Below are 23,683 nucleotides of genomic sequence, written 5' to 3'. Positions count from 1 at the left end.
TCCTCATAAACGTACGGACAGGCCATCGGCCAGTGATTGTCGATAGGCGCGCCACGCTGGCACGCTGCCCATTAGCAGCGCCGCGACGAGGATACCGCCCAATAGCGTCCACTCATATTCGCTTGGCCAGGACAGCGGCAGATCCAAACCGTAGTTGGCCTGCAGATACCCGCGTGAGGCGGCGATGCACACATACAGCAGCGCCGTGCCTGCGACCACTCCGGACAATGCCAGGGCGAATGCTTCGAAAATCAGCAGCGTCGCAATGTGCCAGGGCCGCGCGCCCACCGAACGCAGGATCGCCATTTCCCGGCGGCGCTCGTTGAGGCTGGTGAGGATCGCCGTGAGCATGCCGATCAAGCCGGTCAGCACCACGAACAGCGAAATCACGAACAGCGCCTTTTCGGCGGTGCCCATCATGCTCCAGAGTTCTTGCAAGGCCACACCCGGCAGAATCGCCAGCATCGGTTCGCCACGGAATTCGTTGATCTGCCGTTGCAGGGCAAATGTGGAGATCTTGTTGTTCAGACCCAGCATGAACGCGGTGATGGCCTGGGGCGTGAGGTCCATGTTGCGCGCCTGATCGGCGCTGATCCGGCCTTTTCCTTGGGCGGGCACGCCGTTGTGCCAATCGACATGGATCGCCTCCATGCCGCCGAGGCTGATGTGCAGCGTGCGGTCCACCGGGGTGCCGGTACGCTTGAGAATTCCGACGACGGTAAACGGCTTGTCATCGTGCTTGACCAGGCTGACCACCGCTACGCCGTGGGCCAGTACCAACTTGTCGCCGAGTTTGTAATGCAGCGCATCGGCCACCTCGGCGCCGAGCACCACTTCGAAAGGGTCGGTGGCGAAGGCGCGACCGCTGGCCAGTTCCAGGTTCTGTTTGCGGCCGTATTGATAGTGTTCGAAATAGGTTTCGTTGGTGCCCATCACCCGGTAGCCGCGATGAGAGTCACCGAGGGAAATCGGGATCGCCCATTTCACCTGGGGGCTGGCGGCGAAGTGCTCGAAGCTGTCCCAGCGGATGTTGTTGGTGGCATTGCCTATGCGAAACACCGAATACAGCAGCAGGTTGACCGAGCCGGAACGGGCGCCGACGATCAGGTCGGTACCGCTGATGGTGCTGGCAAAGCTGGCGCGGGCTTCGATGCGCACCCGTTCCACCGCCAATAACAGGCACACGGAAAGGGCGATGGCAAAGGCGGTGAGGATCGCGGTAAAGCGGCGGTTAGCCAGGCTGGCCATGGCTAGACGAAACAAATACATCTCAAACCTCTGCGGGCGTGGCGGCGCGATTGAGTTCGGCCAGCGATAGGTTACGGTCGAACAGCGGCGCCAGGCTCTGGTCATGGCTGACGAACAACAGGCTGGCGCCGGCTTCGCGGCATTCGGCGAACAGCAGCCGGATGAAAGCTTCCCGGGCGTCGTAGTCCAGTGCTGATGTGGGTTCGTCGGCGATCACCAGTTCCGGCTGGCCGATCAGCGCTCGGGCAGCGGCCACCCGTTGTTGCTGGCCGATGGACAGGGAGTCGGCGCGGCGCTCCAGCAAGTCCTTGTCCTTCAAACCCAGGTGGGCGAGCAGGGTAGCGGCGGCCTGGTCGACACTGCCGTGGCGCTGCACTGCCCGTTGGGCGCGCAGTTTGGAGAAGTGGCAAGGCAGTTCAACGTTCTCGCGCACCGAAAGAAACGGCAGCAGGTTGAACTGCTGGAAAATGTAGCCGGTGTGATTGACGCGAAAGCGGTCACGGGCACCGGCCGACAGCTCGGTCAGTTCCTGGCCCAGCAGGCGAATGCTGCCGCGACTGGGCTTTTGCACGCCGCCCAACAGGCCCAGCAACGTGGTCTTGCCGCTGCCGCTGGGGCCCTTGAGGAACAGGGTTTCGCCGGGTTCCAGGCGAAACGCCGGGATGTCCAGCAACGGTGGGTGACCGGGCCAGTTAAAGCCCAGGTCAGTCAGTTCGATAAGTGCTTGGGTCATGTGAACTCAGAATTTCAAGGTGGCTGCTGCGGCTGTCGCTTCAACACCTTGCTGGCCGCCCGGGCCAATGAGTTGTACCTGAATTTTCTGGGTGGAGGGGAAGGTCTTGAAGATCTGCGTCAGGTCGAGGCTCTTCAGTGCGGTCGGCGTGGCGCAGGTGAACTGGTAGTGGGCGTGGATTTCGCTGTGGTCATGATGATGCTCGTGGGCGGCAGCGCCTTTGCCGTCGGTGGCGTGGTCGTCATCATGATCGGCTTCGGGCTTGTCGCCGAACAGCGGGCTGTTCAGTTCCTGGGTGCTGACCACACAACCGGCGCCCTTTGGCAGACTGAACAGTACTAGAGGCTGTTCCAACTGTTTGCGGGCGGCGGCGACCTTGGCCTTGTCGGCATCGGTGGTGGCCAGGTGTTCGAAGCCCACCAGATTCATCGCCGGGCTTTCCAGCTCCAGCTCCAGGGATTGACCGTCGAGCACCGCGTTGAGGCGGCCGACGCCATGCTCGTGGGCGCCAAGGCTGCCGTGTTCATGGTCATGCTCTTGGGTATGGGCGTGCTCGTCAGCGGCCTGGGCGATGGTCAGTGGCAACAGGGTAAACGGCAAAGCGAGCAACAGGCGGCGCATGGCGAACTCCGGGGCAAGATGAATGTTCTGTTATGTGATCTTATAACAATTATGGCGAGAGTTTGACCGCCCGCTTGGTGTTGCGCAAGACGCATGGGAGCATGCTGGTCGGAAAAGTGCGGGAGTGAGAGCGATGTTGCGAATTCGTGGAACCATCGGCGACCTGCCGGTTGACCTGACACTGGAGATGGATGACGGCGATTGGGCGCAACTGGGCGCGCAATTGCAGACGGTCAAACCGTCGAGCGCGGAACCTGTTGCTCCGGCGGCACCCGTCAATCAGGACAACACGCTGTGGCAGAACGCCCAGGACCTGCTGCGCAAGGCCGGGCAGATGAGTGGCCTTGAGTTGGCGGATCAGCTTGAAGGATTGGCCGGCAGCGCCTCGGCGGGCAAGCGCCTGCTGGTGCGCCTGCGCCATTGCGCCAAGGTCAAGGTGAGTAGCGGCGGCGATACGCCGCTGTACAGTTGGATCGAATAACCGATCAATACAACGCGGTGTACAACTTGCGCCGATAGACCGTGACCAGCGGGTGATCACTGCCCAGCAACTCAAACACCTGCAGCAGGGTTTTGTGGGGCAGGCCTTCGCTGTAGCTGCGATTACGGATAAACAGCTTGAGCAAGCCATCCAGCGCGGCATCGTATTGCTGGCGAGCCAGTTGCTGTACGGCCAGTTGATAGACCGCTTCGTCATCCTGAGGGTTTTGCGCCAGGCGGGCTTTCAGTTCGGCGGCGTCAGGCAGGTCAGCGGCCTGGCGCAGGAAGGTGATTTGCGCCTTGGCGCCGGCCAGTGCGGCCTTGTGATCGTCGCTTTTTACTGCGTCGAGCACGGTCTGCGCTTCGCCCAGCTCACCGCGTTCGGCGAGGCAGCGCGCGTAGAGAATCAGCGCGGCGGCGTTGGTGTTGTCTTCGCCCAGTAAAGTGACCAGCACCGCTTCGGCATCGCTGATGCGACCTTCGGCAAACAGCGCCTCGGCCTGCACCAGCGGATCAGCCTCGGCGGGGGGCGGCATTTGCACATGCGGCTCAAGCATCGCTCGCACCGCTGACTCCGGCTGCGCTCCGGAGAAACCATCCACCGGCTGGCCGTCCTTGAACAGCACCACCGTTGGCAGGCTGCGAATGCCAAAGCGCGAGACCACGTCTGGCTCGGCATCGCAATCAACCTTGGCCAGCAGCAACTCGCCCTGATAACTCTCGGCAACCTGCGCCAGCATCGGCATCAACGCCTTGCACGGCGCGCACCACTCGGCCCAGAAGTCCACCAGCACGGGTTTGTGGAACGAATTCTCGATCACCGCCTGGTCGAAAGTGGCAGTGGTGGCGTCGAAGATGTACGGGGTGGGCTCACTCATGGGGTATCTCGAACAAAGCGTGGGATGGGGGCAACTATAAGGGCTGGCGGGATTGGCTGGAAGCGCGCCGCGAATGGTACAGGCTCACCTTGCGAAACTCCCAAGGCTCGGCCAGGTCGGGCAAGGTCAGTGCATCCAGGATTTCCAAGCGCTGATAATCCGGGTGCTGGAAGTCGCGAACCCGTGAATCCGCCACCAATGCCTCCCGGCCACGGGTGAGGAATTGATCCAGCAGCGGCAAGTTCGCCCGGTCATACAATACATCCGCCACCAGGATCAGATCAAAACGATCCGCCTCGGCGAAAAAGTCTGCTGAATAACCCAGCGTAACGCCATTGAGTTCGGCATTTGCCCGGCACGCCGCCAGGGCCAGTGGATCGAGATCGCAGGCCAGCACTTCCAGCGCCCCAGCTTTGGCGGCAGCAATTGCGGCCACCCCTGAACCAGCGCCAAAGTCCAGCACCCGTTTGCCTGCGACCCATCCAGGATTGGCTGCCAGATACCGTGCCAGCGCCAAACCGCTGGCCCAGCAAAAACTCCAGTACGGCGGTTCATGGAGGATGCGCTGGGTTTCTTCCGGGCTGAAGGCGCGCTCCATGTTGTCGGCGTCCAGCAGCCACAGTGACAGCTCGGTGCCTGGCAGCGGGGAGGGCACCAGTTGCGCATCGCCAATCAGCTCACTCAAGGCCCGCTGCAGGTCCAGCGGTGGTGTCATGGCGCCTTGACGAGTTGCAGGGGGCCAGTGGCCTGGGTGATCGCTTGTTCGATGCGCACCGCAGGCAAGTGCAGGATCAATTGGCCGGACTGGCTGGCGCGACCGCGCAATTCAACGCGGGCCCCGGCTGGGAATGCCTGGGGGTTGAAGCGCAAGCGGAACGCCAACGACTTGTTGTTACCGATCAATATGCTACTGGCCAACAATTGCTGTGGGCGGCTGCGGTCATCGATCACCAGCAGCGCCAACTCGACTTCAGCGCCGGCCGGCACGCCGTTGAGGGTGCCGCTCACTTCACGCTGATAGGCCGGCAGCGGGCCGAGTTCTTCCACGCCGGGGATTTTTTTCTGTTGTTGTGGCGTCGGTTGCGGGGCGGCCGGTTTTGGCGCTTCGCTGCTGCAGGCCACCAGGAAACTGAACAAAGTGAGCAAAACGAGTGGTCGTAGCGACATGTACGGCTCCAAAAAGGGCGAAAATCCGTGACTTAAAGATAAGAAACATAATAGTCAGCCTATATACCGTAAAGGCTATGGCTTGTCTTGCCACGGGGATGCGCTACCATGGCCCTCCCATTTTTTGTTGCCTGCCACCATGCACTGTCCCTTCTGCGGTGCCAACGACACCAAGGTCATTGACTCGCGTCTGGTCGCCGAGGGCGAACAGGTGCGTCGCCGGCGTGAATGCCTGGCCTCTGGCTGCGGTGAACGTTTCACCACCTTCGAAACCGCCGAACTGGTATTGCCACGTCTGATCAAGACCGACGGCAGTCGCCAGCCCTTCGACGAAGAAAAACTGCGCGCGGGTATGCAGCGCGCCCTGGAAAAACGCCCGGTGAGTGTCGAGCGGCTGGAAGCTGCGCTGGCGCATATCAAGCACAAGCTGCGGGCGACCGGCGAGCGCGAGGTCAAGTCCCTGGTGGTTGGAGAACTGGTGATGGGCGAGCTGCAAAAGCTCGACGAAGTTGCCTACATCCGTTTCGCTTCGGTGTATCGACGCTTCCAGGACCTCAATGAGTTCCGCGAAGAGATCGACCGCCTGGCCCGTGAGCCGATCAAAGAATGAACCCACCGTCAGTAGAGCAAACCATCCTCGACGCCCATTACATGGCTCGCGCCGTGGAACTGGCACGCAAAGGCCTGTACACCACCCATCCCAACCCTCGGGTCGGGTGCGTGATTGTCCGTGACGGGCAGGTGGTCGGCGAAGGCTGGCACGTACGCACCGGCGAACCCCACGCCGAAGTCCACGCCCTGCGTGCAGCCGGCACTCAGGCGCGGGGCGCCACCGTCTATGTGACGCTGGAGCCTTGCAGCCATCACGGCCATACGCCGCCCTGCGCCGATGCGTTGATCAACGCCGGCGTAGGCCGGGTGGTCGCCGCCATGCAGGACCCCAACCCCGAAGTTGCCGGCCGTGGCCTGCAGCGCCTGGCCCAGGCCGGGATCGCGGTTCACAGCGGTGTGCTTGAGGCGGATGCGCGGGCCCTCAACCAGGGGTTCCTCAAACGCATGGAACACGGTTTGCCATTCGTGCGAGTCAAGCTGGCGATGAGCCTGGATGGGCGCACGGCGATGGCCAGCGGCGAAAGCCAGTGGATCACCGGGCCGGCGGCACGAGCGAATGTGCAGCGGTTACGTGCCCAGGCCAGCGTGGTGCTGACCGGCGCCGACACGGTGCTGGCCGACGGCGCGCGCCTGACCGTGCGCGCTGCCGAGCTGGGCCTGGATAAAGAAACCACCGCCCTGGCCATGTCTCGGCCGCCGCTGCGGGTGTTGATCGACGGTCGCCTGCGGGTGCCGCTGGATGCGCCGTTCTTCAAGGCTGGCCCGGCGCTGGTCATCACTTGCGTGACGCCGGAAAACCAGTACCCCACCGGCCCCGAGTGCCTGGTAGTGCCGGGTGTCGAAGGTCAGGTCGACCTGCGTTCGGCGCTGGTGGCGCTGGCGGCCCGTGGCGTCAACGAGGTGTTGGTGGAAGCCGGCCCGAGCCTGGCCGGTGCCTTCGCCCAGCAGGGCTTGGTGGACGAGTACGTGATTTTCGTCGCCGGCAAGTTCCTCGGTTCAGCCGCCCGGCCGTTGCTGGACTGGCCTCTGGCGAAGCTGGCCGACGCACCCCAACTCAAGATCATTGAAATGCGTGCTGTAGGCGACGACTGGCGAGTCACTGCCATTCCCGTCCCACCAGCAAGCGTATAATTCCCGGCCTGCGCCAAGCCCCCAGGAGGACTCCATGTTCACCGGCATTATCGAATCCATCGGCAGCATCCGTGCACTGACCCCCAAAGGCGGTGACGTGCGGGTGCTGGTTGAAACCGGCAAGCTCGACCTGAGCGACGTCAAGCTGGGCGACAGCATTGCCGTCAATGGCGTGTGCCTGACCGCCGTCGAGTTGCCTGGCAACGGTTTTGCCGCTGACGTCAGCCGGGAAACCCTGGACTGCACCGCGATGAACGACCTCAAGGCCGGCAGCCCGGTCAACCTGGAAAAAGCCCTGACCCCGACCACTCGCCTGGGTGGGCATCTGGTCAGCGGTCACGTCGACGGCGTCGGCGAAGTGGTAGCGCGCAGCGAAAATGCCCGCGCCGTGGAGTTCCGCATCCGTGCGCCCAAAGAGCTAGCCAAGTACATCGCCCACAAAGGCTCGATCACCGTCGACGGCACAAGCCTCACCGTGAACGCCGTCAATGGCGCTGAATTTGAACTGACCATCATTCCCCACACCCTGAGCGAAACCATCATGGCGTCGTACCTGCCAGGTCGCCGGGTGAACCTGGAAGTCGACTTGCTTGCCCGTTACCTGGAACGCCTGTTGTTGGGCGACAAGGCCGCAGAGCCTGCTGCAGGGAACATCACCGAAAGTTTTCTAGCCGCCAATGGCTATCTCAAATCCTGACCAAGGGGGTGCCACGTGGCGCTCAATAGCATCGAAGAACTGGTTGAAGACATCCGCCAAGGCAAGATGGTCATCCTCATGGATGACGAAGACCGTGAGAACGAAGGAGACCTGATCATGGCCGCCGAACTGTGCCGGCCTGAACACATCAACTTCATGGCAAAGCACGCCCGTGGTCTGATCTGCATGCCCATGAGTCGCGAGCGCTGCGAACTGCTCAAGTTGCCGCTGATGTCACCGCGCAACGGTTCGGGTTTTGGCACCAAGTTCACCGTGTCGATTGAAGCGACCACCGGCGTGACCACCGGCATCTCCGCCGCTGACCGCGCCCGCACCGTGCAAGCGGCTGCTGCAAAAGACGCCAAGGCCGAAGACATCGTCAGCCCCGGCCATATCTTCCCGCTGATGGCCCAGTCTGGCGGCACCCTGGCCCGTGCCGGCCACACCGAGGCTGCTTGCGACCTGGCGCGCATGGCCGGTTTCGAACCGAGCGGGGTGATCTGCGAAGTAATGAACGACGATGGCACCATGGCCCGTCGTCCCGAACTGGAAGTCTTTGCCGCCGAACACGACATCAAGATTGGCACTATCGCCGACCTGATTCACTACCGGATGATCCACGAACGTACCGTTCAGCGGATTGCCGAGCAGCCTCTGGACAGCGAGTTGGGTCAGTTCAACCTGGTGACCTATCGTGACTCGGTGGAAGGCGACGTGCACATGGCCCTGACCCTGGGCAACATCTGCGCTGAAGACCCGACCCTGGTTCGCGTGCACAACATGGACCCGCTGCGGGACCTGTTGATGGTCAAGCAGCCGGGCCGCTGGAGCCTGCGGGCCGCGATGGCTGCGGTGTCCGAGGCCGGTAGCGGTGTGGTGTTGCTGCTTGGCAACCCGGTGGATGGTGACGTGTTGCTGACGAATATTCGCGAAACCGCCGAGCAAATTCCGCTCAAAACGCCGACCACCTACAGCATCGTCGGTGCCGGTTCGCAGATTTTGCGTGACCTGGGCGTGCGCAAAATGCGCCTGATGAGTGCGCCAATGAAATTTAATGCGATATCCGGTTTCGACCTGGAAGTTGTAGAATACGTGCCCTCCGAATAAAGGCTGGCGTTTTTCGCCCCTTGTTCGCGGTTCAAATATCACTGAGGGACGCGTAATGAACGCGTCCCGGCTCTTTAAGAGATTTGTCGAATGACCCTGAAGACCATCGAAGGTACCTTCATCGCCCCCAAAGGCCGCTATGCTCTGGTGGCTGGCCGCTTCAACAGCTTCGTCGTTGAAAGCCTGGTAAGCGGTGCCGTGGATACCCTGGTTCGCCACGGTGTGAGCGAAAGCAACATCACTATTATCCGCGCCCCTGGCGCCTTCGAGATTCCACTGGTTGCGCAGAAAGTTGCCCAACAAGGCGAATACGCGGCGATCATCGCCCTGGGCGCGGTCATTCGAGGCGGTACTCCGCACTTCGAATACGTGGCTGGCGAATGCACCAAGGGCTTGGCCCAGGTGTCCATGGAGTTCGGCGTTCCCGTCGCGTTTGGCGTGCTGACCGTTGATTCCATCGAGCAAGCCATCGAACGTTCCGGCACCAAGGCCGGTAACAAAGGTGCCGAAGCTGCCCTGTCTGCCCTGGAAATGGTCAGCCTGCTGGCACAGTTGGAGGCCAAGTGATTAGCGACGAAAGCGATCGTTTCAACCCCCGTGACCCGCGCCCTGCGGATGCCGGCAAACCTTCCAAGAGCGTCAAGCGTCGGGAGGCCCGTCAGCTCGCGACCCAGGCGCTGTACCAGCGGCATATGGCCAAGCAATCACTGAACGAAATCGAAGCGCAGTTTCGCGTCGACAACGATTTCAGTGATGTCGATGCCAGCTACTTTCACGAGATCCTGCACGGCGTCCCGGCTAACCTGACCGAAATCGACGCTGCGCTGACGCCGTGCCTGGACCTGACCATCGACGAGCTGGACCCGGTTGAACTGTGCGTACTGCGCCTGTCGACCTGGGAACTGCTCAAGCGCGTCGACGTACCGTACCGCGTGGTGATCAACGAAGGGATCGAACTGGCGAAAGTCTACGGTTCCACCGACGGCCACAAGTTCGTCAACGGCGTGCTCGACAAGCTGGCTCCGCGCCTGCGTGAAGCCGAAGTGAAGGCGTTCAAGCGCTAATCAGCGCTTGCTTGCGCCATGGGCGAGTTCGAACTGATCCGTAAGTTCTTTGCCGCCGCGCCCTGTGCGCAAGGCGGCGAGGGCATTGCCCTGGGGATCGGCGACGACTGCGCCTTGCTGGCGGTTCCCTCAGGGGAACAGCTGGCGATTTCCACCGATACCCTGGTGGCCGGCGTGCATTTTGCCGACCCCTGCGATCCGTTCCTGCTCGGCCAGCGCTCGCTGGCCGTGGCGGTCAGCGATCTGGCGGCCATGGGCGCCAACCCTCTTGCGTTTACCCTTGCCCTGACTACCCCGACGGTGGATGCCGATTGGTTGCAACGCTATGCCCAGGGTTTGAACGTCATGGCTCAACGCTGTGGCGTGGGCCTGGTGGGCGGTGATACCACCCGTGGCCCGTTGAGCCTGACCCTGACCGTCTTTGGTCGGGTGCCGGCAGGCCTGGCCTTGACCCGCAGCGGTGCGCAACCTGGGGATTTGCTGTGTGTGGGAGGAGCGCTGGGCAACGCCGCCGGAGCCTTGCCACTAGTGTTGGGCCAACGCACTGCGCCTGCCGCCATTGCCGAACCGCTGCTGGCCCATTACTGGTCGCCCCAGCCCCAGTTGGCGCTGGGCCTGGCGTTGCGGGGCAAGGCTACGTCTGCCATGGATATTTCCGACGGCCTTTTGGCCGATTGTGGGCATATTGCCAAGGCTTCAGCTGTCAGTTTGTTGATCGAACGGCAAACGCTGCCGTTGTCGGAGGCCCTGCTGGCGTTTCTCGGCGACGATGATGCCCGATCCGCCGCGTTGAGCGGTGGCGACGACTATGTATTGGCGTTCACTTTGCCGTCTGTCGAGCTGGCGCCATTGCTGGCCGCCGGCTGGCCGATCCATGTGATCGGTCGGGTGGCGCAGGGGCAGGGCGTGGTTCTGCTGGACGCCACTGGGCAGGACATCACCCCGGTGATCCGGGGTTATCAACACTTTCGGGATACGCCGTGACAGATCACCCTCGACAGGCCCCGGCCGAGTTTGTGCCGCCATCGGTGTGGTGCAATCTCTGGCATTTTCTCGCGTTCGGCTTTGGTTCGGGCTCCTTGCCCAAGGCGCTGGGCATTTGGGACTCGCTGGTTGCGCTACCCTTTACCCCGTTGTGGCAGCCTTTGCCAGACTGAGGCTACTGGCCGATAGTGTGGTGTTTGACGTGAGCTGATTTTATTAGAGGTCGTCGTTATGGATGGTCGCCGCTGGCTCTTGGTACTGCTGTGTGCATTAGCGTTTTCGGTTCGGGCGGATGACATTCCGACGGTTCCCGATCAGATTCGCCTGGCCAGTGAGGCCTGGAGAAACTACACCAACGAAGACGGCAGTGGCCTGGCTTGGGACGTGTTGCGACAGGTTTTCGAGCCGGTCGGGGTCAAGGTCAAAACCCGCAGCGTGCCTTACACCCGTTCGGTTGGCCTGGCCCAGCGCGGCGAGGTCGATGCCTGGGTCGGTGCCTACCGTGATGAAACCGAGGGCGTGCTGTACGCGCGCTGGCACTACGATTCCGATCATATCTATGCACTGGGGCTGGCAAGTACGCCGGCGCCGACCCTGGCCACGCTGGGCAACTACCGTCTGGCATGGGTGCGTGGCTACAAGTACGACACCTACTTGCCCAATATCCACACCTTCAATCAGATTGAGCGCCGCGACGGTATCCTGCCGATGCTGCAGCACAAGCGCGCCGACCTCTACATCGACGCCCTGACCGAGGCACGTTACACCCTGGATCAAGCGCCGGACCCTTCGCTATTCAAGCTCACCCATCTTGCCGAACTGCCGCTGTTCCTGGGCTTTACCGACAATGAGCGGGGTCGGGCACTGATGGTGCTGTTTGATCAGCGCATGGACGCTTTGGTGAAAAACGGTGAGCTGAAGCCAATTTTCGAGCGCTGGCACCAGCCGTATCCTTTTTGACCCGCTCCTACAGTAGAGGTGGCCCATAGAACCAAGGCAAAGGCCAATCGAACCTATTGATCTTTATCAGCGATAATTCAGCTTAAGCGTCTGTAGGAACGTGCTGTTACAATGCCCGCCTCGTGTAATTTGAAATCAGGAGCACACGGTGCCCGTCGTTTTCGTCGCTGCTTCCAAGCTGCCTACCCCTTTTGCCCAATTCACCATGCATGGCTTTCTTGAGCAAGCCAGTGGGCGCGAACATGTCGTGCTTAGCCTGGGTGATGTGGCTGACGGCGCGCCGGTTCTCGGCCGTTTGCACTCCGAATGCCTGACCGGCGACGCCCTGTTCAGCCAGCGCTGCGACTGCGGTTCGCAACTGGAAGCCGCGATGCAGGCCATCGCTCGCGAAGGCCGTGGCGTGTTGTTGTACTTGCGCCAGGAAGGCCGTGGCATTGGCCTGCTGAACAAGATCCGTGCCTACGAACTGCAAGACGGCGGCGCCGATACCGTGGAAGCCAATGAGCGCCTGGGCTTCGCTGCCGACCAGCGCGACTACGCCATGTGCCTGCCGATGCTGGAACATTTGGGAATCAAGTCCCTGCGGCTGATGACCAACAATCCGCGCAAGGTCAAGGCCTTGGTCGACATGGGTATCACCGTCGCCGAGCGCGTGCCGCTGCATACTGGCCACAACCCGCACAACAAGCTCTATCTGGCTACCAAGGCCAGTAAGCTCGACCATATGATGGGCAACGAGCATCAGAGCGAGGCTGACCGGGCGTGACCCGTGGTCAGGTCAAGCGGCGACTGTCGTTCAACTGGTGGCAATACCTTGCCCTGGCGCTGTTGCCGTTATTCGTGATCAATCTGGTGTTCGGCAAGGCCGAGCCGCTGTTACCGGTGTTGGCCATGCCGTTTTTTATCGCTGGCACCGCCTCGATGTTTGCCAGCCTGCGTTACTTCCATGGCTACAAACACGCCCTGATCGCCACCGGCAAAGCCCTCGATACCCCTGAAGAATCCGCTGCCTGGATCACCCTTGCGGCCCGGCGGCGCCTGGCGCTGCTGGCGGCTTCCTTGCCCGCCTGGATCGGCGCACTGGCGGTGTTTGTCGGCCTGGAAGCGGTGCCGCTGTTTCTGCTGGCGCTGTCGACGATGGTGCTGTTCTACCTCTACCGCATTCCGCGTCAATTGGGCTGATGCGCGCCTGGTTGGCGGTTTTGCTGCTGGCCGCCAGTGTCCAGGCAATGGCGGTCGAGCGGGTGGTCAGCCTCGCCCCCTCCTTATCTGAAATCGTCGTTGAGCTGGGCGCTGCCGATTTGCTGGTGGGTGTGCTCGACGGCGGTGAGCGGCCAGCGCCATTGGCGAATGTGGCGTCGGTGGGGCGTTACGGCCAGTTGGACATGGAGCAATTGCTCAGCCTCAAACCGGATTTGATATTACTGTGGCCTGGCAGCATCGGCCCGGCCCAGCACGAACAGCTCAAACGCCTGAATATCCCGACCTACGTGGCCGAACCCCATAGCCTTGAACAACTGACCAGCCAGGTCGAAGCCATTGCCCTGCAATTGGATCGGCCCGAGCGTGGCCGCCAGTTGGCCACGCAGTTGCGTCAGCGCTTGACCGAGTTGCGCCAGCGCTATCACCGGGCCGAGCCGTTGCGGGTGTTTTATCAGGTATGGAATCAACCGCTGTACACCGTGGGCGGCGGGCAGATCATCAGTGATGCGCTGGCTGTGTGCGGCGCGCGTAATGTGTTCGATGACCTGAAACTGCCGGCGCCCCAAGTCAGTGTCGAGTCGGTGCTGCAGCGCAATCCCGAGGTGATTCTGGCGGGTGACCAAGCCCAGCTGGATGCCTGGAAGGCCTGGCCCCAGGTGGCGGCGGTGGCCCAGGGGCGCTTGCTGGTGGTGCCGGACAAAGGCCTTGAGCGGCCCAGTGGGCAGATGTTGGAGGCGGTGGCCAGGTTATGTCAGGTGATTGCAGCCAGCACCCACTAGATCTCTGGCGTCCACGTCACTCCAACCATCCAAGTCCGACCTTCTTCCCGATAGTCATGGTTGTTCTCGAAGTTTGGCTCTTCATAGCTGTAGCGCGCCCGTGCGTAAGTCTTGTCCAGCAGGTTGTCGAGCTTCACTGACAGCAACACTTCCCGGTTCAGCGCCCAGCTGCTGCGCAGTCCGAGCAGCGCATAACCGCCGAGACGGTTTTTGTTTTTTTCATCGTCATAACTGCCACTGACCGCTTGCCAACTGGCGCCGACGCCCAAGCGGTCGAATTGCCGATCCAGGTCCAGGCTCAAGGTCCGGCGGGCGCGGCGGGCCAGGGTGTGGCCGCTGTCGCGATCCCGTGGATCAATAATCGCCAGCCCCAGATTGGCCTGCCAGCCGAACAGCTCTTGCTTAAGGGCGGCTTCGAAGCCGTTGATGCGTGCCGAGGCGACGTTGTATGGCACGTAGTAACTTTCTTGGCGGGCGACAATCGCGTCCTTGAGGTCGGTGCGGTACAGCGAGGTTTCCAGGCGTGTGCTGTCAGTCAGCTGGCTGCGCCATTGCACCTCGTAGCTTTTCGAGTGTTCGGGCTTGAGGTCCGGGTTGCTGCTGCCGGGGTAATACAGGTCGTTGAAGGTCGGCGCTCGGAAGCCTTCGCTATAGGACAGCAGTATCTCGTTATTGGGGTTGAGTGGCAGGGTGAAGGTGCCGCTCCAAGTGTTCTGACTGCCGTATTGCTGGTTGTCGTCGTGGCGCAGACCCAGTTCGGTGGAGAAAGCATCCGACTGGAAGCGATGCTGAATAAAGGCTGCGCGATTCCAGCGGCTGGTTTCATCCAGGCCGCGACGCTGGAAGAAATAATCAAAGTCGCTGCGAACCCTGTCTTCGTACCAGTCACCGCCGAGGATCAGGCTGTTCTGGTCGTTGAGAGTCAGGTCGTTTTGCCAGTTGATCGAATCGCGGTAGGTGTTGAACGCACTGAAGTCATCACTGAGCCTGTCGCGTTTGGTGTCGCGGTTCTCGCTGTGGCCCAGCTCCACGCGGGTTTGCCAGCGTTCGTTGAGCTGGGCGTCGATGTAGCTGCTGACGCTGCTCACGGTGTAATCGGTGTAGGGCTGCTGGCCGACGCTTTTCAACAGGCTATTGTCCCAACGTCCGTACGGGTTGTCGTACTCTGACTTGCCCCGACCATCCAACAGGTTGAAGCCCACCTCAACGTCGTCGGTCAGCGCGTGGCTGAGATTCAGGCTCAAGGATTTGTTGCGGTAGGCATCGTGATCGTTATCGGCGGCAAATGACTCACGCGTCGAGTTGATCCCTTGAGTCTCATCCAGGCTGGCACCGAGATTAAAACGGGTGCGCTCATCGCCTCCGGACAGCCCAAGGCTGCGCTCCCAGGTCTTGTTGCTGCCAAACCCCATATGCAAGCGTGGATGCACACCGGGTTGCGCATTGCGCCGAGTGAATATCTGAATCACCCCGCCAATGGCATCGCTGCCATAAATCACCGAGCGCGAACCGCGCAGCACTTCAACCCGTTCAATCTGGTCGATGCTCAGGTATTGCAGGCCGCTGTCGCCGGAGGTGGCGTTGGCGATGCGTTGGCCGTCCACCAACACCAGGCTTTGCGCAGCCTTGGTACCGCGAATGAAAATTCCCGGCAGGCTGCCACGTCCACCGGTTTGTGCCACTTGCACCCCAGGCACGCGGCTGAGCAGGTCGGTCACGCTGGAGGGTTGCAGGCGGTCGATGTCGTCGCGGGTGAATACGGTGTTGGCCGCGCTGCTGTCGTTGCGGGCCTGGACCTGGCGGTTGGCGCTGATGACCACGTCAGGAAGTTTCAGGGCCTGGTCGCGCTCAAAGCTGTCGGCGAGCAGGTCGGTGGCGGGCAATAACAGCAGGGGCAGAGCGAAACGAAGGCGGTTCATGGGCAGTCCATAGCTCCCAAGGATTACGCAGAGCTAATGTGGGAGCTGGCTTGCCTGCGATAGCGGTGGTTCAGTTGATGAGGGGGCCGCTGACTCACTGCTATCGCAGGCAAGCCAGCGTCCACATTTGATCCGGTTTTAACCGGGGAGTTGGGTCAGAGCCCCAGGAGCGTCATGCGCTGACGAACCGAGGCTTCAATCCCCGCCTCATCCAGCCCACACTCGGCCAGCATCTGCGCCGGCTTGGCGTGTTCGACGTACGCATCCGGCAAGCCCAGGTGCAGCACCGACTTGAGGATGTTCTCCCGCGCCAGGAACTCACTGACTGCTGCACCGGCACCGCCCATGATGGCGTTTTCTTCAATGGTCACCAGCAACTCATGGCTGCCGGCCATTTCGCGCACCAGGGCTTCGTCCAGAGGCTTGACGAAACGCATGTCCACCACGGTGGCGTCGATTTTCTCGGCAACCTTCAGGGCTTCGGCCAGTTGCACGCCAAACACCAGCAGAGCAACGTTGCTGCCCTGGCGGCGGACGATGCCCTTGCCGATCTCGATAGGCTCAAGGTCTTTCTCGATCACTGCATTGGGGCCATTGCCGCGCGGATAACGCACGGCAGCCGGGCCGTTGTACAGGTGACCGGTGCTGAGCATCTTGCGCAGTTCGTTCTCGTCGCTCGGGGTCATCACCAGCATGCCGGGGATGCAGCGCAGGTAAGACAAGTCAAAGCTGCCGGCGTGAGTCGGGCCGTCTTCGCCTACCAGGCCAGCACGGTCGATGGCGAACAGCACGTCGAGGTGCTGCACGGCCACATCATGCACCAGCTGGTCGTAACCGCGCTGCAGGAAGGTGGAGTAGATTGCCACCACCGGCTTGGCGCCTTCGCAGGCCATGCCCGCGGCGAAAGTCACTGCGTGTTGCTCAGCGATGGCGACGTCGAAATAGCGCAGCGGGAAGCGTTCGCTGAACGCCACCAGGTCGGAACCTTCCTTCATCGCGGGAGTAATGCCCACCAGACGCGGATCGGCGCAGGCCATGTCGCATAGCCACTCACCGAACACACCAGAGTACTTCGGCCCACTGGCTTTCTTCGGCGCAGCGGCCGGCGCGTCCACCGGTTCGAGCTTGGTGATGGCGTGATAACCAATCGGGTCGACTTCTGCCGGAGCGAAGCCTTTGCCTTTTTTGGTGACGATATGCAGGAACTGCGGGCCTTTGAGGTCACGCATGTTGCGCAGGGTAGCGATCAGCGTCGGCAGGTCATGGCCGTCGATCGGGCCGATGTAGTTCCAGCCCAGCTCTTCGAACAGGGTGCCCGGTACCAGCATGCCCTTGGCGTACTCTTCGGTGCGGCGGGCGATTTCCCACGCACCAGGCAGGCGCGACAGCACTTTCTTGCTGCCTTCACGCATGCTGGCGTAGGTGCGGCTGGAAAGGATTTTCGCCAGGTAGTTGGACAAGCCACCGACATTGCGCGAGATCGACATGTCGTTGTCGTTGAGGATCACCAACATGTTGGCGTTCACTTCCGGCGCATGGTTCAGCGCTTCGAAGGCCATGCCCGCCGTCAGCGCGCCATCACCGATCACGGCAATCGTCTTGCGCTCGCTATTTTGCAGGCGGGAGGCAATCGCCATGCCCAGCGCAGCGCTGATCGAGGTGCTGGAGTGGCCGACGCCAAAGGTGTCGTACTCGCTCTCGCTACGGCGCGGGAAGGCGGCAATGCCGTCCTTCTGGCGCAGGGTCGCCATGCGCTCGCGGCGTCCGGTGAGGATTTTGTGCGGATAAGCCTGATGACCCACGTCCCACACCAACCGGTCGTCCGGGGTGTCAAAGACGTAATGCAGCGCGATGGTCAGCTCGATTACGCCCAGGCCGGCACCGAAGTGCCCACCGGTCTGGCCGACCGTGTAGAGCAACTCCAGGCGCAACTCATCGGCCAGGGTTTCCAGCTCGGCTTCACCCAAACGGCGCAGGCCGACCGGCGTGTCAGCACGGTCGAGCAGGGGCGTGGACGGGCGCTTGCGGGGAATCTCTTGGAACGTCGTGGGCATCAGGCGAATCGTTATAGGTATAGAAGAGGCGGCAGTTTACCTCAAGCATCGCAAACTGCCCACGCAGAGCGCCGAACTTGGCCGATATGCGGGGGAAACTGCCGGACTTATCAGTGGCGCCGTTCAACGATATACCGCGCCAGATCACGCAGGGGCTCGGCCGCCGCGTCGAAAGGTCGCAGGGCGTCCAGGGCCTGGTCCCGTAGCTCAAGGGCGTAGGCCTTGGCGGCTTCCAGGCCGAGCAATGACGGATACGTCGGCTTGTCCCGGGCAATGTCAGCGCCTTGGCGCTTGCCGAGGGTCGCGGTATCGCTTTCAACGTCGAGAATGTCGTCCTGCACCTGAAACGCCAGGCCGGTGGCCTGCGCATAAGTCTTCAGCGCTGCCAAGTGCGCGGCTTCGGCGCGGCCACTGGCCAGAGCGCCGAGTTGCACGGCAGCTTCAATCAGCGCGCCGGTCTTGTGGCGGTGCATGTATTCGAGGGCTTGCTGATCAAGCTTCAGGCCGACTGAGCCTAGGTCAATCGCCTGGCCGCCGACCATGCCGGCCGGGCCTGCGGCCAATGCCAGGGCGGTGACCATGCGCAAGCGGATCTCGGTGTTCACACTGCTCAGCGTCGGGTCCAGCAAGGCGCTGAACGCCAGGCTTTGCAGGCCATCACCCGCCAGAATTGCACAGGCTTCATCAAAGGCTTTATGGGTGGTGGGCTGGCCGCGACGCAGGTCGTCGTCGTCCATCGCTGGCAAATCGTCGTGGACCAGTGAGTAGGCGTGAATCAACTCCACCGCACAGGCTGCGCCGTTGGCTTGTTCCGCTTGCGCGCCCAGAGCCTCACAGGCCGCATAGGCGAGCAACGGACGCACGCGTTTGCCGCCGTTCATCACGCTGTAGCGCATGGCTTCATACAAGCGGTTCAGTTCGGGGCTTGGCGCAACAAATAGGGTGTCCAGCGCAGCATTGACCCGGGCCTGGCTGCTGGCCTGATAGGCAACGATCATTCAGGCTGTTCCGCGTCGAAAGGCTCTTCGGCCAACTCCCCATCACGTTCCAGCAATACCTGGACCTTCTGCTCGGCCTGCGCCAGGGCGCTCTGGCAATCGCGGGTCAGGCCGATGCCTTGCTCAAACGCCGTCAACGAGTCTTCCAGCGACAGCTCGCCGTTCTCCAGACGCTCGACCAGGGTTTGCAGGTCAGCGAGGGATTGTTCGAAATCGAGTGCAACTTTTTTGCGGGCCATGGCGGCTATTCCGGTTGACGGTAAACGGGCGCGACACTAGCAGACATGGGGGGGTGGGGCAAATGAGGGGGAGGGTTTGCCTTGGAAATCAGTCACCTTGGGGGTTGATTTGGTAACGGGTGCTACGACCGTCGCCGGGTAGCCAAGATCCAGTACAGGTGATCCATGGAGGCGTGCTCGGTGTGTCAGCCGAATAGAAGGCTTATTGCCGGCGATGGCACTGTTTTGCGGGTCGCCGGTCTGGGTTTGCAGTTCATGGTCATCGTTGATGCCGCGTGCGCGATTGCGTCGGGCGTGGTCGATGCTCAGGTTATTGGCGATGCGGTAGAGAAAAGCGCGGGCGTTGCCGATCTTGGCGACTTCACTGTTCATCAGGCGGATGAAGGCGTCTTGCAGGAGGTCATTGGCGTTTTCGCAGCAGTTTACCCGGTGGGTGAGGTAGGCCAGGAGTTCGCTACGGTGACGGCGGTAGAGCGGGCCGAGGTTGCGGTTGCCAGGGGAGCCGGGCATGGCGGCGCTTTTGGGGGAGTGGTTCAGGTGGGGATGGTAGAGGGGTGAGAGTTTGTCGCAAGAAGGTGCTTCTTGCTGATAAGGCCATTTTGCTGGGAAATCCTTGTTTTGTTTAAACGTTTGTTGGGTGGAGGTGGATTACGGTTGTTGTTAAATCCACATGGCTTGGTTTTTGGGCTGGTGTCTTATCGATTTCAATAAGAGCAATAGAACCGTTAATTCTTATAGCGGCGCAATTATCGTCATCGACAGAGATTAACTCGGCACACTAAGTGCGTTTTTCCATTCACTGAGTAAAAGAGATCAACGTTTTTGTCTGCGGGGTTTATATTTTCTCCCCAGTAAAAAACATCATCCAGATTTAACTCAACGTCGCATTGTTGGCCTACCTCCGGAGCGCTTCCAATCCACACTGCTACCCCGTTGCCGGCAGGTGAGTGAAAACTCACATGCAAGGCACCGTCTTTTGAAGATACGTCCGCTATTTTTACAATCATTCTATCTCTTCAGTAAGTGGGCTCTGACTACTGCGTTGTCCACGTTCATCGTCTTGGTTTCAAACTCAAGAGCCCATGTTTCTTCGTGATAATGATGTTTTAATATTTTATCGATTTCGTTTTTCCAGGGGCTCAATTCTTGCGCGAGTGGAGTTGTCCTCTTTAGATGTGTCTGGGTTTAATTAAAAACTCCATCATCCTCAGGGCCGTTTATGTAAACCGAGGGGCCGCTTAGAGATATGAATTTGGCTTTGAATTCTATTAGGGAGTTTTTGGTGGTGGCTTGAAATATAAGAAGGCCGTTTTCTTCTGCTATGGTTACAGAGAAGATTTCTTTGGTTGGGATGTTATTGATTTTTAAGTCGCTAATATTTGAGCAAGTGAGGCCGATTCTGCAAGTATTGAATCCTTTGTTCTTCCATTTTTCCGGCAGGTTATCTGGAAACTCTGGAATGTCGAAGCCTAGGCCTACAGAAGGTTGATCATTTTCAATCTGCAGTGAAAAAAGAGCAATTTTACTAATTTCGACTGAATGGCTAAAAACCTTCCCAAGAAATACGCTTTCATCTAGCTCGTTCCAGTATTTCATTTTTTTCCCTTGAAGTTATAGTGTTCCTTTGTTCCCGGGACTTTACCGTTCCGGGGCTTTTCGATTGGGCGTAAGTTGAAATGTGCTCCTTGGTCTCGCTTTCGCCTACAGCATTGGTTGCCTCAATCAGCCGCCAAGCGTCGTCATAGCGGTAGGAAACAACGCTCTGCTCGGTAACCCAGACGAACTCCTGGTACTGCTCAGCACGCTGCAGCTGATAGTCGACTGCAACGATATGCCCGCGGTCATAGCGCAGCAGTAACGAGCGACCCACGCCGTTATCGATCCGCTGAATCCGTCCTGAGTAGTCGCGGGAAATACGCAGGCGGTTGTCATACGCGTCGCTGATCGATGTCAGCAAACCGTCGCGAAAATGATAGAAACGGGAGTCTTGAGCCAGCACCAGTTCATCCGGCACTGAGCCTAGATAAATCGCCGCCTCCGCCAAGCTATTGCTGATCGCCGGCCGCGAAACGGTAGGCAGTACAAACGTTGTGCTGCGGTTCTCATGGTCGGTCCACACCACCGACTCGCCAATCACATAAAGCCGCTGGGCCAGCGAATGGCTCCAGCCAAACCCCAACCCACAATCCACTTCCACGGCACTGGTGCGATACACCCTTGTCCAGGCAAACGGCAGAAGCCCGTCCAGCTCGCCATCGGTGAGGGTCAGCAGCTCCTCACCGGTAACCATCGACACTGGGCAACCGTTGGTGGCGGTTTTATCGGCACTGGTTGCTGCATCGCCGTTAGGGTTTTTCGCAGAAGAGGGCACATCGTCGACATGCGCTTCCTGCCGCAACACCGTGTTCTGCCGCGCCCCCCAGCGCATTTGCATCCTGCCTTTTTTCAGGCCGCCCACCGCTCCACGAACAGCCACCGCCTTGTAGCGACTCACTGCCCCCATGAAGCTTTTGATGATGGTGAAGATGCCTTTAACAAAATCGATGGCAGCTTCAACAAGCTGCGTGCCGTACTTGGCCAGACGCAGCCCCAGATAGGCGATGCCTGCACCTTGTAGGGCAATGGTCAGCACCACTGCGATTAACAGGTCAATCAGCAGCGACACTACAACCCCGGCGACGATCTCGGCCGTCTTGCCGGCGACTTGGCTAGGCGGCAGCGCCGACAACCAAACCATCGCCGTACGCAACATCAAGTACAGCGCCGCCTCGTCACTGGCCAACAGCATGGCCTGTTCCATCACCTGAGGCGCGGTGCAGGCTAACTCAGCCAATTCGCTGGCCTGCGCGCCCAATCGCTCGATGTGTTTTTCCGGGTCTTTAAGAATGTCCTGAATCAGCGAAATGCTGTCCCATACCCCGGTAATCGCTGACCAACCTCCGGCCAATAGCCCAATGCCAATCGCACTCGACGTCGACTGCTCCCAATGTGGTTTAAAACCATCCCACTGCTGGCGAAGCCAGGTTTCTAGATCCGCCGTCAGCCCGTCATAGGATGAAAACAGCGCTTCCACCTGCTCCGCTGAAACCCCGCCCTGCACCCGAACCTGATAGCGCTCGCCCGCCGCGCAGAGGTGAGAACCTTTGCCCTGTTCATCGAGCATGACGACCCTAGAACTGCCGTCATCCAGCCCAATCACCTCAACCGGTATGTTCCCCAGTGGCACGTCATACACCGACTCGAACTTGCTCTCGATCTGCAGCACACCGCCCACTTGGCAGCTTGTCACTGTCGAGAAATTGTCATCTGTCATGCTCACCGACTTGCTCGAATTCCCCGCCCGAATGACCCGGTCCATGCCCAGCAACGACGGCAAATCTGCGGTATGGCTTACCTTGTCCAGCGCCTGCGAGTACCAGGCGCCCACTTGCTGGCGATACACGGCCAGGCTCTGATGAAAGCCATCTAGTTCGTGTTCGATATGGGCAATGTGGGACGAAGAAGCAGTCATCCGTGACGTCTCAGCAGGGGCAAGGCGTCGGAGTCTGCAACAGCAAAAGAGGGCTGGACGAGTGGTCCAAAAAATCAGATTTGGATTACAAGAAGAGAGATTTTTTCCGTGCTGAACTGCTGCCCAGCACTACATAAAACAGAGATTCAGCTCATTGAAGGAAATGGCGTTTTCACCTGTGCGCTGCATTGACCCTGAGCATTCTTGAGGCTGACCTCAAACTCGACCAGTCCGCCATGCATCTTCTGCAACGCCTCAATTTGGTTTACCAGTTCCTGCTTCTTGTTGGCGATCGCCTTGTCCGCCAGTTCCCAGGGCAACCCGCCACCGTGATGCCCGCCGAGAATCGCCTGCAACTCCTTGAGCTTGAACCCCAGCTGCTGCGCACACTTGATAAACATCAGCAGCTCAACGCTCTGTGCTGAATAAACCCGGTAGCGACCTTCCCGCTGCGGCGGCGGTAACAGACCGATGTCCTCATAGTGACGAATCGCTTTGATCGTTGTGCCCGACAGTAGTGCGGCTTTGCCGATGTACATGAAACGTCCTTTTTCCGAAGAGGGCACCGGCCTGCTTTAACCACCTGTCCCGCTGCTGCACCGTTGAACCCAGCACCGGCCCGAACATCAACGACTTGATCGGCTTGATGCCGCAAAACTCAAGGGTCGTCCTGCGCATCTGATGCAGCCCAGGCATGCGGTAGAACCACCTGTAATACCACGGCGGCGTATCCAGGGTCACCAGTAAGTGTGCGGTTCGCCCCTTCAGCAGCTTGTCCGGGAACGCCTTGCCCTCGCGATATTTAAAGGCAAACCCCGGCAGGAAAACCCGGTCGATAAAACCCTTCATCAACGCCGGGATGCCACCCCACCAGATGGGGAAAACAAACGTCAGATGCTCGGCCCAGAGAATGTCGGATTGAGCCTTCAGCAAATCAGGTTCGAGGGTTTGGATCTGGGTGTAGCCGTTGTGCAGGATGGGGTCGAAGGCCAGGTCGGCCAGGTGCAGGAGGCGTACGTCATGGCCGGCGGATTTGGCGGATGCGATGTAGGTATTGGTGAGGGCAGAGCAGAAACTGGTGCGGGAGGGGTGGCCGAGGATGACCAGGATTCGTTGGTTCATGGAGGTAGATCCTGAAAAATAAGCCTCAGGGTGAGGTGTGACCTTAGGGGGAGAGTCAAGCAGAAGCGCCGGCCCAGAAGCGTCGACCATTGTGTCTCTGGGCGGCAGAGGGTGTCCTGATGCTCATGAATGCGAGCAGATATATCCACTTCTGTTCATTTAAAGGCTTTCCAGGC

27 protein-coding genes and 2 pseudogenes are annotated in these 23,683 nt (G+C 60.3%); 13 read left to right on the top strand and 16 right to left on the bottom strand.

All coding sequences use genetic code 11. The features are described 5' to 3' along the window. Positions 1-3: 3 nt before the first annotated feature. The 3 genes from ACZRJ6_RS05585 to ACZRJ6_RS05575 are packed head-to-tail and all read right to left on the bottom strand — an operon-like array spanning position 4 to position 2,602. Positions 4-1,269 carry an ABC transporter permease gene (locus tag ACZRJ6_RS05585; protein WP_463967386.1) on the bottom strand — a complete coding sequence of 422 codons (1,266 nt, stop codon included), beginning with the start codon at positions 1,267-1,269 and terminating at the stop codon, positions 4-6. Between the two features lies 1 nt (position 1,270). Then, positions 1,271-1,981 (bottom strand): ABC transporter ATP-binding protein, encoded by a 711-nt coding sequence (locus ACZRJ6_RS05580; RefSeq protein WP_463967385.1) that lies wholly within the window; start codon positions 1,979-1,981, stop codon positions 1,271-1,273. 6 nt (positions 1,982-1,987) lie between these two features. Beyond that, positions 1,988-2,602 carry a DUF2796 domain-containing protein gene (locus ACZRJ6_RS05575; RefSeq protein ID WP_463967384.1) on the bottom strand — a complete coding sequence of 205 codons (615 nt, stop codon included), beginning with the start codon at positions 2,600-2,602 and terminating at the stop codon, positions 1,988-1,990. Between the two features lie 133 nt (positions 2,603-2,735). Between ACZRJ6_RS05575 and ACZRJ6_RS05570 the strand changes: the two genes are divergently transcribed. Further along, positions 2,736-3,083: a hypothetical protein gene (locus ACZRJ6_RS05570; protein ID WP_463967383.1), complete on the top strand. Its 348-nt coding sequence runs from the start codon at positions 2,736-2,738 to the stop codon at positions 3,081-3,083. 4 nt (positions 3,084-3,087) lie between these two features. On the opposite strand, the gene trxA is transcribed toward ACZRJ6_RS05570, so the two are convergent. The 3 genes from trxA to ACZRJ6_RS05555 are packed head-to-tail and all read right to left on the bottom strand — an operon-like array spanning position 3,088 to position 5,127. Continuing rightward, positions 3,088-3,960: a thioredoxin gene (gene trxA / locus ACZRJ6_RS05565; protein ID WP_463967382.1), complete on the bottom strand. Its 873-nt coding sequence runs from the start codon at positions 3,958-3,960 to the stop codon at positions 3,088-3,090. Positions 3,961-3,994: 34 nt separating this feature from the next. After that, positions 3,995-4,675, bottom strand: coding sequence for a class I SAM-dependent methyltransferase (locus ACZRJ6_RS05560; RefSeq protein WP_463967381.1), 681 nt, complete (start codon positions 4,673-4,675; stop codon positions 3,995-3,997). Continuing rightward, complete coding sequence (locus ACZRJ6_RS05555; protein WP_463967380.1) at positions 4,672-5,127, bottom strand: hypothetical protein; 456 nt, start codon at positions 5,125-5,127, stop codon at positions 4,672-4,674. Before ACZRJ6_RS05555 ends, ACZRJ6_RS05560 begins: the two co-directional genes overlap by 4 nt. Positions 5,128-5,266: 139 nt before the next feature. Here ACZRJ6_RS05555 and nrdR point away from each other — a divergent pair, with 139 nt between their 5' ends. From nrdR to ACZRJ6_RS05495, 12 genes and pseudogenes are all read left to right on the top strand, one after another. After that, positions 5,267-5,737 carry a transcriptional regulator NrdR gene (gene nrdR, locus ACZRJ6_RS05550; protein ID WP_178114500.1) on the top strand — a complete coding sequence of 157 codons (471 nt, stop codon included), beginning with the start codon at positions 5,267-5,269 and terminating at the stop codon, positions 5,735-5,737. Next, a complete protein-coding gene (gene ribD, locus ACZRJ6_RS05545; protein WP_463967379.1) occupies positions 5,734-6,870 on the top strand; it encodes a bifunctional diaminohydroxyphosphoribosylaminopyrimidine deaminase/5-amino-6-(5-phosphoribosylamino)uracil reductase RibD in 1,137 nt (378 codons plus the stop codon). Before nrdR ends, ribD begins: the two co-directional genes overlap by 4 nt. 34 nt (positions 6,871-6,904) lie before the next feature. Beyond that, positions 6,905-7,567 (top strand): riboflavin synthase, encoded by a 663-nt coding sequence (locus ACZRJ6_RS05540; RefSeq protein WP_463967378.1) that lies wholly within the window; start codon positions 6,905-6,907, stop codon positions 7,565-7,567. Positions 7,568-7,582: 15 nt separating this feature from the next. Beyond that, entirely contained in the window at positions 7,583-8,674 is a 1,092-nt protein-coding gene (gene ribBA, locus ACZRJ6_RS05535; RefSeq protein ID WP_463967377.1) for a bifunctional 3,4-dihydroxy-2-butanone-4-phosphate synthase/GTP cyclohydrolase II, read from the top strand. A gap of 90 nt (positions 8,675-8,764) precedes the next feature. Beyond that, complete coding sequence (gene ribH / locus ACZRJ6_RS05530; RefSeq protein ID WP_133103444.1) at positions 8,765-9,241, top strand: 6,7-dimethyl-8-ribityllumazine synthase; 477 nt, start codon at positions 8,765-8,767, stop codon at positions 9,239-9,241. Continuing rightward, positions 9,238-9,738 carry a transcription antitermination factor NusB gene (nusB, locus tag ACZRJ6_RS05525; protein WP_133103443.1) on the top strand — a complete coding sequence of 167 codons (501 nt, stop codon included), beginning with the start codon at positions 9,238-9,240 and terminating at the stop codon, positions 9,736-9,738. The genes ribH and nusB overlap by 4 nt, the downstream gene beginning before the upstream one ends. A gap of 18 nt (positions 9,739-9,756) precedes the next feature. After that, complete coding sequence (gene thiL / locus ACZRJ6_RS05520; RefSeq protein WP_463967376.1) at positions 9,757-10,722, top strand: thiamine-phosphate kinase; 966 nt, start codon at positions 9,757-9,759, stop codon at positions 10,720-10,722. Further along, positions 10,719-10,892, top strand: a pseudogene (locus ACZRJ6_RS05515) (phosphatidylglycerophosphatase A); the annotation flags it as partial. The gene thiL and the pseudogene ACZRJ6_RS05515, both read left to right, overlap by 4 nt. A 61-nt stretch (positions 10,893-10,953) precedes the next feature. Beyond that, entirely contained in the window at positions 10,954-11,682 is a 729-nt protein-coding gene (locus tag ACZRJ6_RS05510; protein WP_463967375.1) for a substrate-binding periplasmic protein, read from the top strand. Positions 11,683-11,830: 148 nt separating this feature from the next. Beyond that, a complete protein-coding gene (gene ribA, locus ACZRJ6_RS05505) occupies positions 11,831-12,448 on the top strand; it encodes a GTP cyclohydrolase II (protein WP_463967374.1) in 618 nt (205 codons plus the stop codon). Continuing rightward, entirely contained in the window at positions 12,445-12,864 is a 420-nt protein-coding gene (locus tag ACZRJ6_RS05500) for an MFS transporter (RefSeq protein WP_149413600.1), read from the top strand. The genes ribA and ACZRJ6_RS05500 overlap by 4 nt, the downstream gene beginning before the upstream one ends. Beyond that, entirely contained in the window at positions 12,864-13,664 is an 801-nt protein-coding gene (locus ACZRJ6_RS05495) for a cobalamin-binding protein (protein WP_463967373.1), read from the top strand. The genes ACZRJ6_RS05500 and ACZRJ6_RS05495 overlap by 1 nt, the downstream gene beginning before the upstream one ends. Here ACZRJ6_RS05495 and ACZRJ6_RS05490 read toward each other — a convergent pair. The 10 genes and pseudogenes from ACZRJ6_RS05490 to ACZRJ6_RS05445 all read right to left on the bottom strand — a co-directional run bounded on the left by ACZRJ6_RS05490 (position 13,661) and on the right by ACZRJ6_RS05445 (position 23,507). Further along, entirely contained in the window at positions 13,661-15,583 is a 1,923-nt protein-coding gene (locus ACZRJ6_RS05490) for a TonB-dependent receptor plug domain-containing protein (RefSeq protein ID WP_463967372.1), read from the bottom strand. The two genes, ACZRJ6_RS05495 and ACZRJ6_RS05490, sit on opposite strands and share 4 nt — an antisense overlap. 155 nt (positions 15,584-15,738) lie before the next feature. Next, positions 15,739-17,637, bottom strand: a complete 1,899-nt coding sequence (gene dxs / locus ACZRJ6_RS05485) for a 1-deoxy-D-xylulose-5-phosphate synthase (protein ID WP_463967371.1) — start codon at positions 17,635-17,637, stop codon at positions 15,739-15,741. Between the two features lie 110 nt (positions 17,638-17,747). Next, positions 17,748-18,635, bottom strand: coding sequence for a (2E,6E)-farnesyl diphosphate synthase (ispA, locus tag ACZRJ6_RS05480; RefSeq protein WP_463967370.1), 888 nt, complete (start codon positions 18,633-18,635; stop codon positions 17,748-17,750). Further along, on the bottom strand, positions 18,632-18,874 hold the full coding sequence (locus tag ACZRJ6_RS05475; RefSeq protein ID WP_003176346.1) for an exodeoxyribonuclease VII small subunit: 243 nt from the start codon (positions 18,872-18,874) through the stop codon (positions 18,632-18,634). The genes ispA and ACZRJ6_RS05475 overlap by 4 nt, the downstream gene beginning before the upstream one ends. A gap of 36 nt (positions 18,875-18,910) precedes the next feature. After that, positions 18,911-19,384 carry an RNA polymerase sigma factor gene (locus ACZRJ6_RS05470; RefSeq protein WP_463967369.1) on the bottom strand — a complete coding sequence of 158 codons (474 nt, stop codon included), beginning with the start codon at positions 19,382-19,384 and terminating at the stop codon, positions 18,911-18,913. Positions 19,385-20,059: 675 nt separating this feature from the next. Further along, positions 20,060-20,470 carry an Imm50 family immunity protein gene (locus tag ACZRJ6_RS05465; protein WP_463967368.1) on the bottom strand — a complete coding sequence of 137 codons (411 nt, stop codon included), beginning with the start codon at positions 20,468-20,470 and terminating at the stop codon, positions 20,060-20,062. After that, on the bottom strand, positions 20,467-20,535 hold the full coding sequence (locus ACZRJ6_RS05460) for a hypothetical protein (RefSeq protein WP_463967423.1): 69 nt from the start codon (positions 20,533-20,535) through the stop codon (positions 20,467-20,469). Before ACZRJ6_RS05460 ends, ACZRJ6_RS05465 begins: the two co-directional genes overlap by 4 nt. Before the next feature lie 29 nt (positions 20,536-20,564). After that, positions 20,565-22,385 (bottom strand): annotated as a pseudogene (locus ACZRJ6_RS05455) (DUF6531 domain-containing protein); the annotation flags it as partial. A gap of 146 nt (positions 22,386-22,531) precedes the next feature. Then, positions 22,532-22,924: a MerR family transcriptional regulator gene (locus ACZRJ6_RS05450; RefSeq protein ID WP_463967367.1), complete on the bottom strand. Its 393-nt coding sequence runs from the start codon at positions 22,922-22,924 to the stop codon at positions 22,532-22,534. Then, positions 22,863-23,507: an NAD(P)H-dependent oxidoreductase gene (locus ACZRJ6_RS05445; RefSeq protein WP_463967366.1), complete on the bottom strand. Its 645-nt coding sequence runs from the start codon at positions 23,505-23,507 to the stop codon at positions 22,863-22,865. The genes ACZRJ6_RS05450 and ACZRJ6_RS05445 overlap by 62 nt, the downstream gene beginning before the upstream one ends. Between the last annotated feature and the right edge of the window lie 176 nt (positions 23,508-23,683).

Source organism: Pseudomonas sp. C321 (genome assembly GCF_055407105.1).
The sequence above is the reverse complement of the archived record's forward strand: the minus strand, read 5'-3'. Positions and strand labels throughout refer to the sequence as shown.

What these genes read in the sequence shown, in the direction of transcription:
- ribH (WP_133103444.1), top strand. Translation starts at nt 8,765, where the DNA reads ATGACCCTGAAGACCATCGAAGGTACCTTCATCGCCCCCAAAGGCCGC.
- ACZRJ6_RS05490 (WP_463967372.1), bottom strand. Translation starts at nt 15,583, where the DNA reads ATGAACCGCCTTCGTTTCGCTCTGCCCCTGCTGTTATTGCCCGCCACC.
- thiL (WP_463967376.1), top strand. Translation starts at nt 9,757, where the DNA reads ATGGGCGAGTTCGAACTGATCCGTAAGTTCTTTGCCGCCGCGCCCTGT.
- ACZRJ6_RS05475 (WP_003176346.1), bottom strand. Translation starts at nt 18,874, where the DNA reads ATGGCCCGCAAAAAAGTTGCACTCGATTTCGAACAATCCCTCGCTGAC.
- trxA (WP_463967382.1), bottom strand. Translation starts at nt 3,960, where the DNA reads ATGAGTGAGCCCACCCCGTACATCTTCGACGCCACCACTGCCACTTTC.
- ACZRJ6_RS05450 (WP_463967367.1), bottom strand. Translation starts at nt 22,924, where the DNA reads ATGTACATCGGCAAAGCCGCACTACTGTCGGGCACAACGATCAAAGCG.
- ribD (WP_463967379.1), top strand. Translation starts at nt 5,734, where the DNA reads ATGAACCCACCGTCAGTAGAGCAAACCATCCTCGACGCCCATTACATG.
- nrdR (WP_178114500.1), top strand. Translation starts at nt 5,267, where the DNA reads ATGCACTGTCCCTTCTGCGGTGCCAACGACACCAAGGTCATTGACTCG.
- ACZRJ6_RS05555 (WP_463967380.1), bottom strand. Translation starts at nt 5,127, where the DNA reads ATGTCGCTACGACCACTCGTTTTGCTCACTTTGTTCAGTTTCCTGGTG.
- ACZRJ6_RS05470 (WP_463967369.1), bottom strand. Translation starts at nt 19,384, where the DNA reads ATGCCCGGCTCCCCTGGCAACCGCAACCTCGGCCCGCTCTACCGCCGT.
- ACZRJ6_RS05510 (WP_463967375.1), top strand. Translation starts at nt 10,954, where the DNA reads ATGGATGGTCGCCGCTGGCTCTTGGTACTGCTGTGTGCATTAGCGTTT.
- ACZRJ6_RS05495 (WP_463967373.1), top strand. Translation starts at nt 12,864, where the DNA reads ATGCGCGCCTGGTTGGCGGTTTTGCTGCTGGCCGCCAGTGTCCAGGCA.
- ACZRJ6_RS05580 (WP_463967385.1), bottom strand. Translation starts at nt 1,981, where the DNA reads ATGACCCAAGCACTTATCGAACTGACTGACCTGGGCTTTAACTGGCCC.
- ACZRJ6_RS05570 (WP_463967383.1), top strand. Translation starts at nt 2,736, where the DNA reads ATGTTGCGAATTCGTGGAACCATCGGCGACCTGCCGGTTGACCTGACA.
- ACZRJ6_RS05575 (WP_463967384.1), bottom strand. Translation starts at nt 2,602, where the DNA reads ATGCGCCGCCTGTTGCTCGCTTTGCCGTTTACCCTGTTGCCACTGACC.
- ACZRJ6_RS05465 (WP_463967368.1), bottom strand. Translation starts at nt 20,470, where the DNA reads ATGAAATACTGGAACGAGCTAGATGAAAGCGTATTTCTTGGGAAGGTT.
- dxs (WP_463967371.1), bottom strand. Translation starts at nt 17,637, where the DNA reads ATGCCCACGACGTTCCAAGAGATTCCCCGCAAGCGCCCGTCCACGCCC.
- ACZRJ6_RS05540 (WP_463967378.1), top strand. Translation starts at nt 6,905, where the DNA reads ATGTTCACCGGCATTATCGAATCCATCGGCAGCATCCGTGCACTGACC.
- ACZRJ6_RS05560 (WP_463967381.1), bottom strand. Translation starts at nt 4,675, where the DNA reads ATGACACCACCGCTGGACCTGCAGCGGGCCTTGAGTGAGCTGATTGGC.
- ACZRJ6_RS05585 (WP_463967386.1), bottom strand. Translation starts at nt 1,269, where the DNA reads ATGTATTTGTTTCGTCTAGCCATGGCCAGCCTGGCTAACCGCCGCTTT.
- ispA (WP_463967370.1), bottom strand. Translation starts at nt 18,635, where the DNA reads ATGATCGTTGCCTATCAGGCCAGCAGCCAGGCCCGGGTCAATGCTGCG.
- ACZRJ6_RS05445 (WP_463967366.1), bottom strand. Translation starts at nt 23,507, where the DNA reads ATGAACCAACGAATCCTGGTCATCCTCGGCCACCCCTCCCGCACCAGT.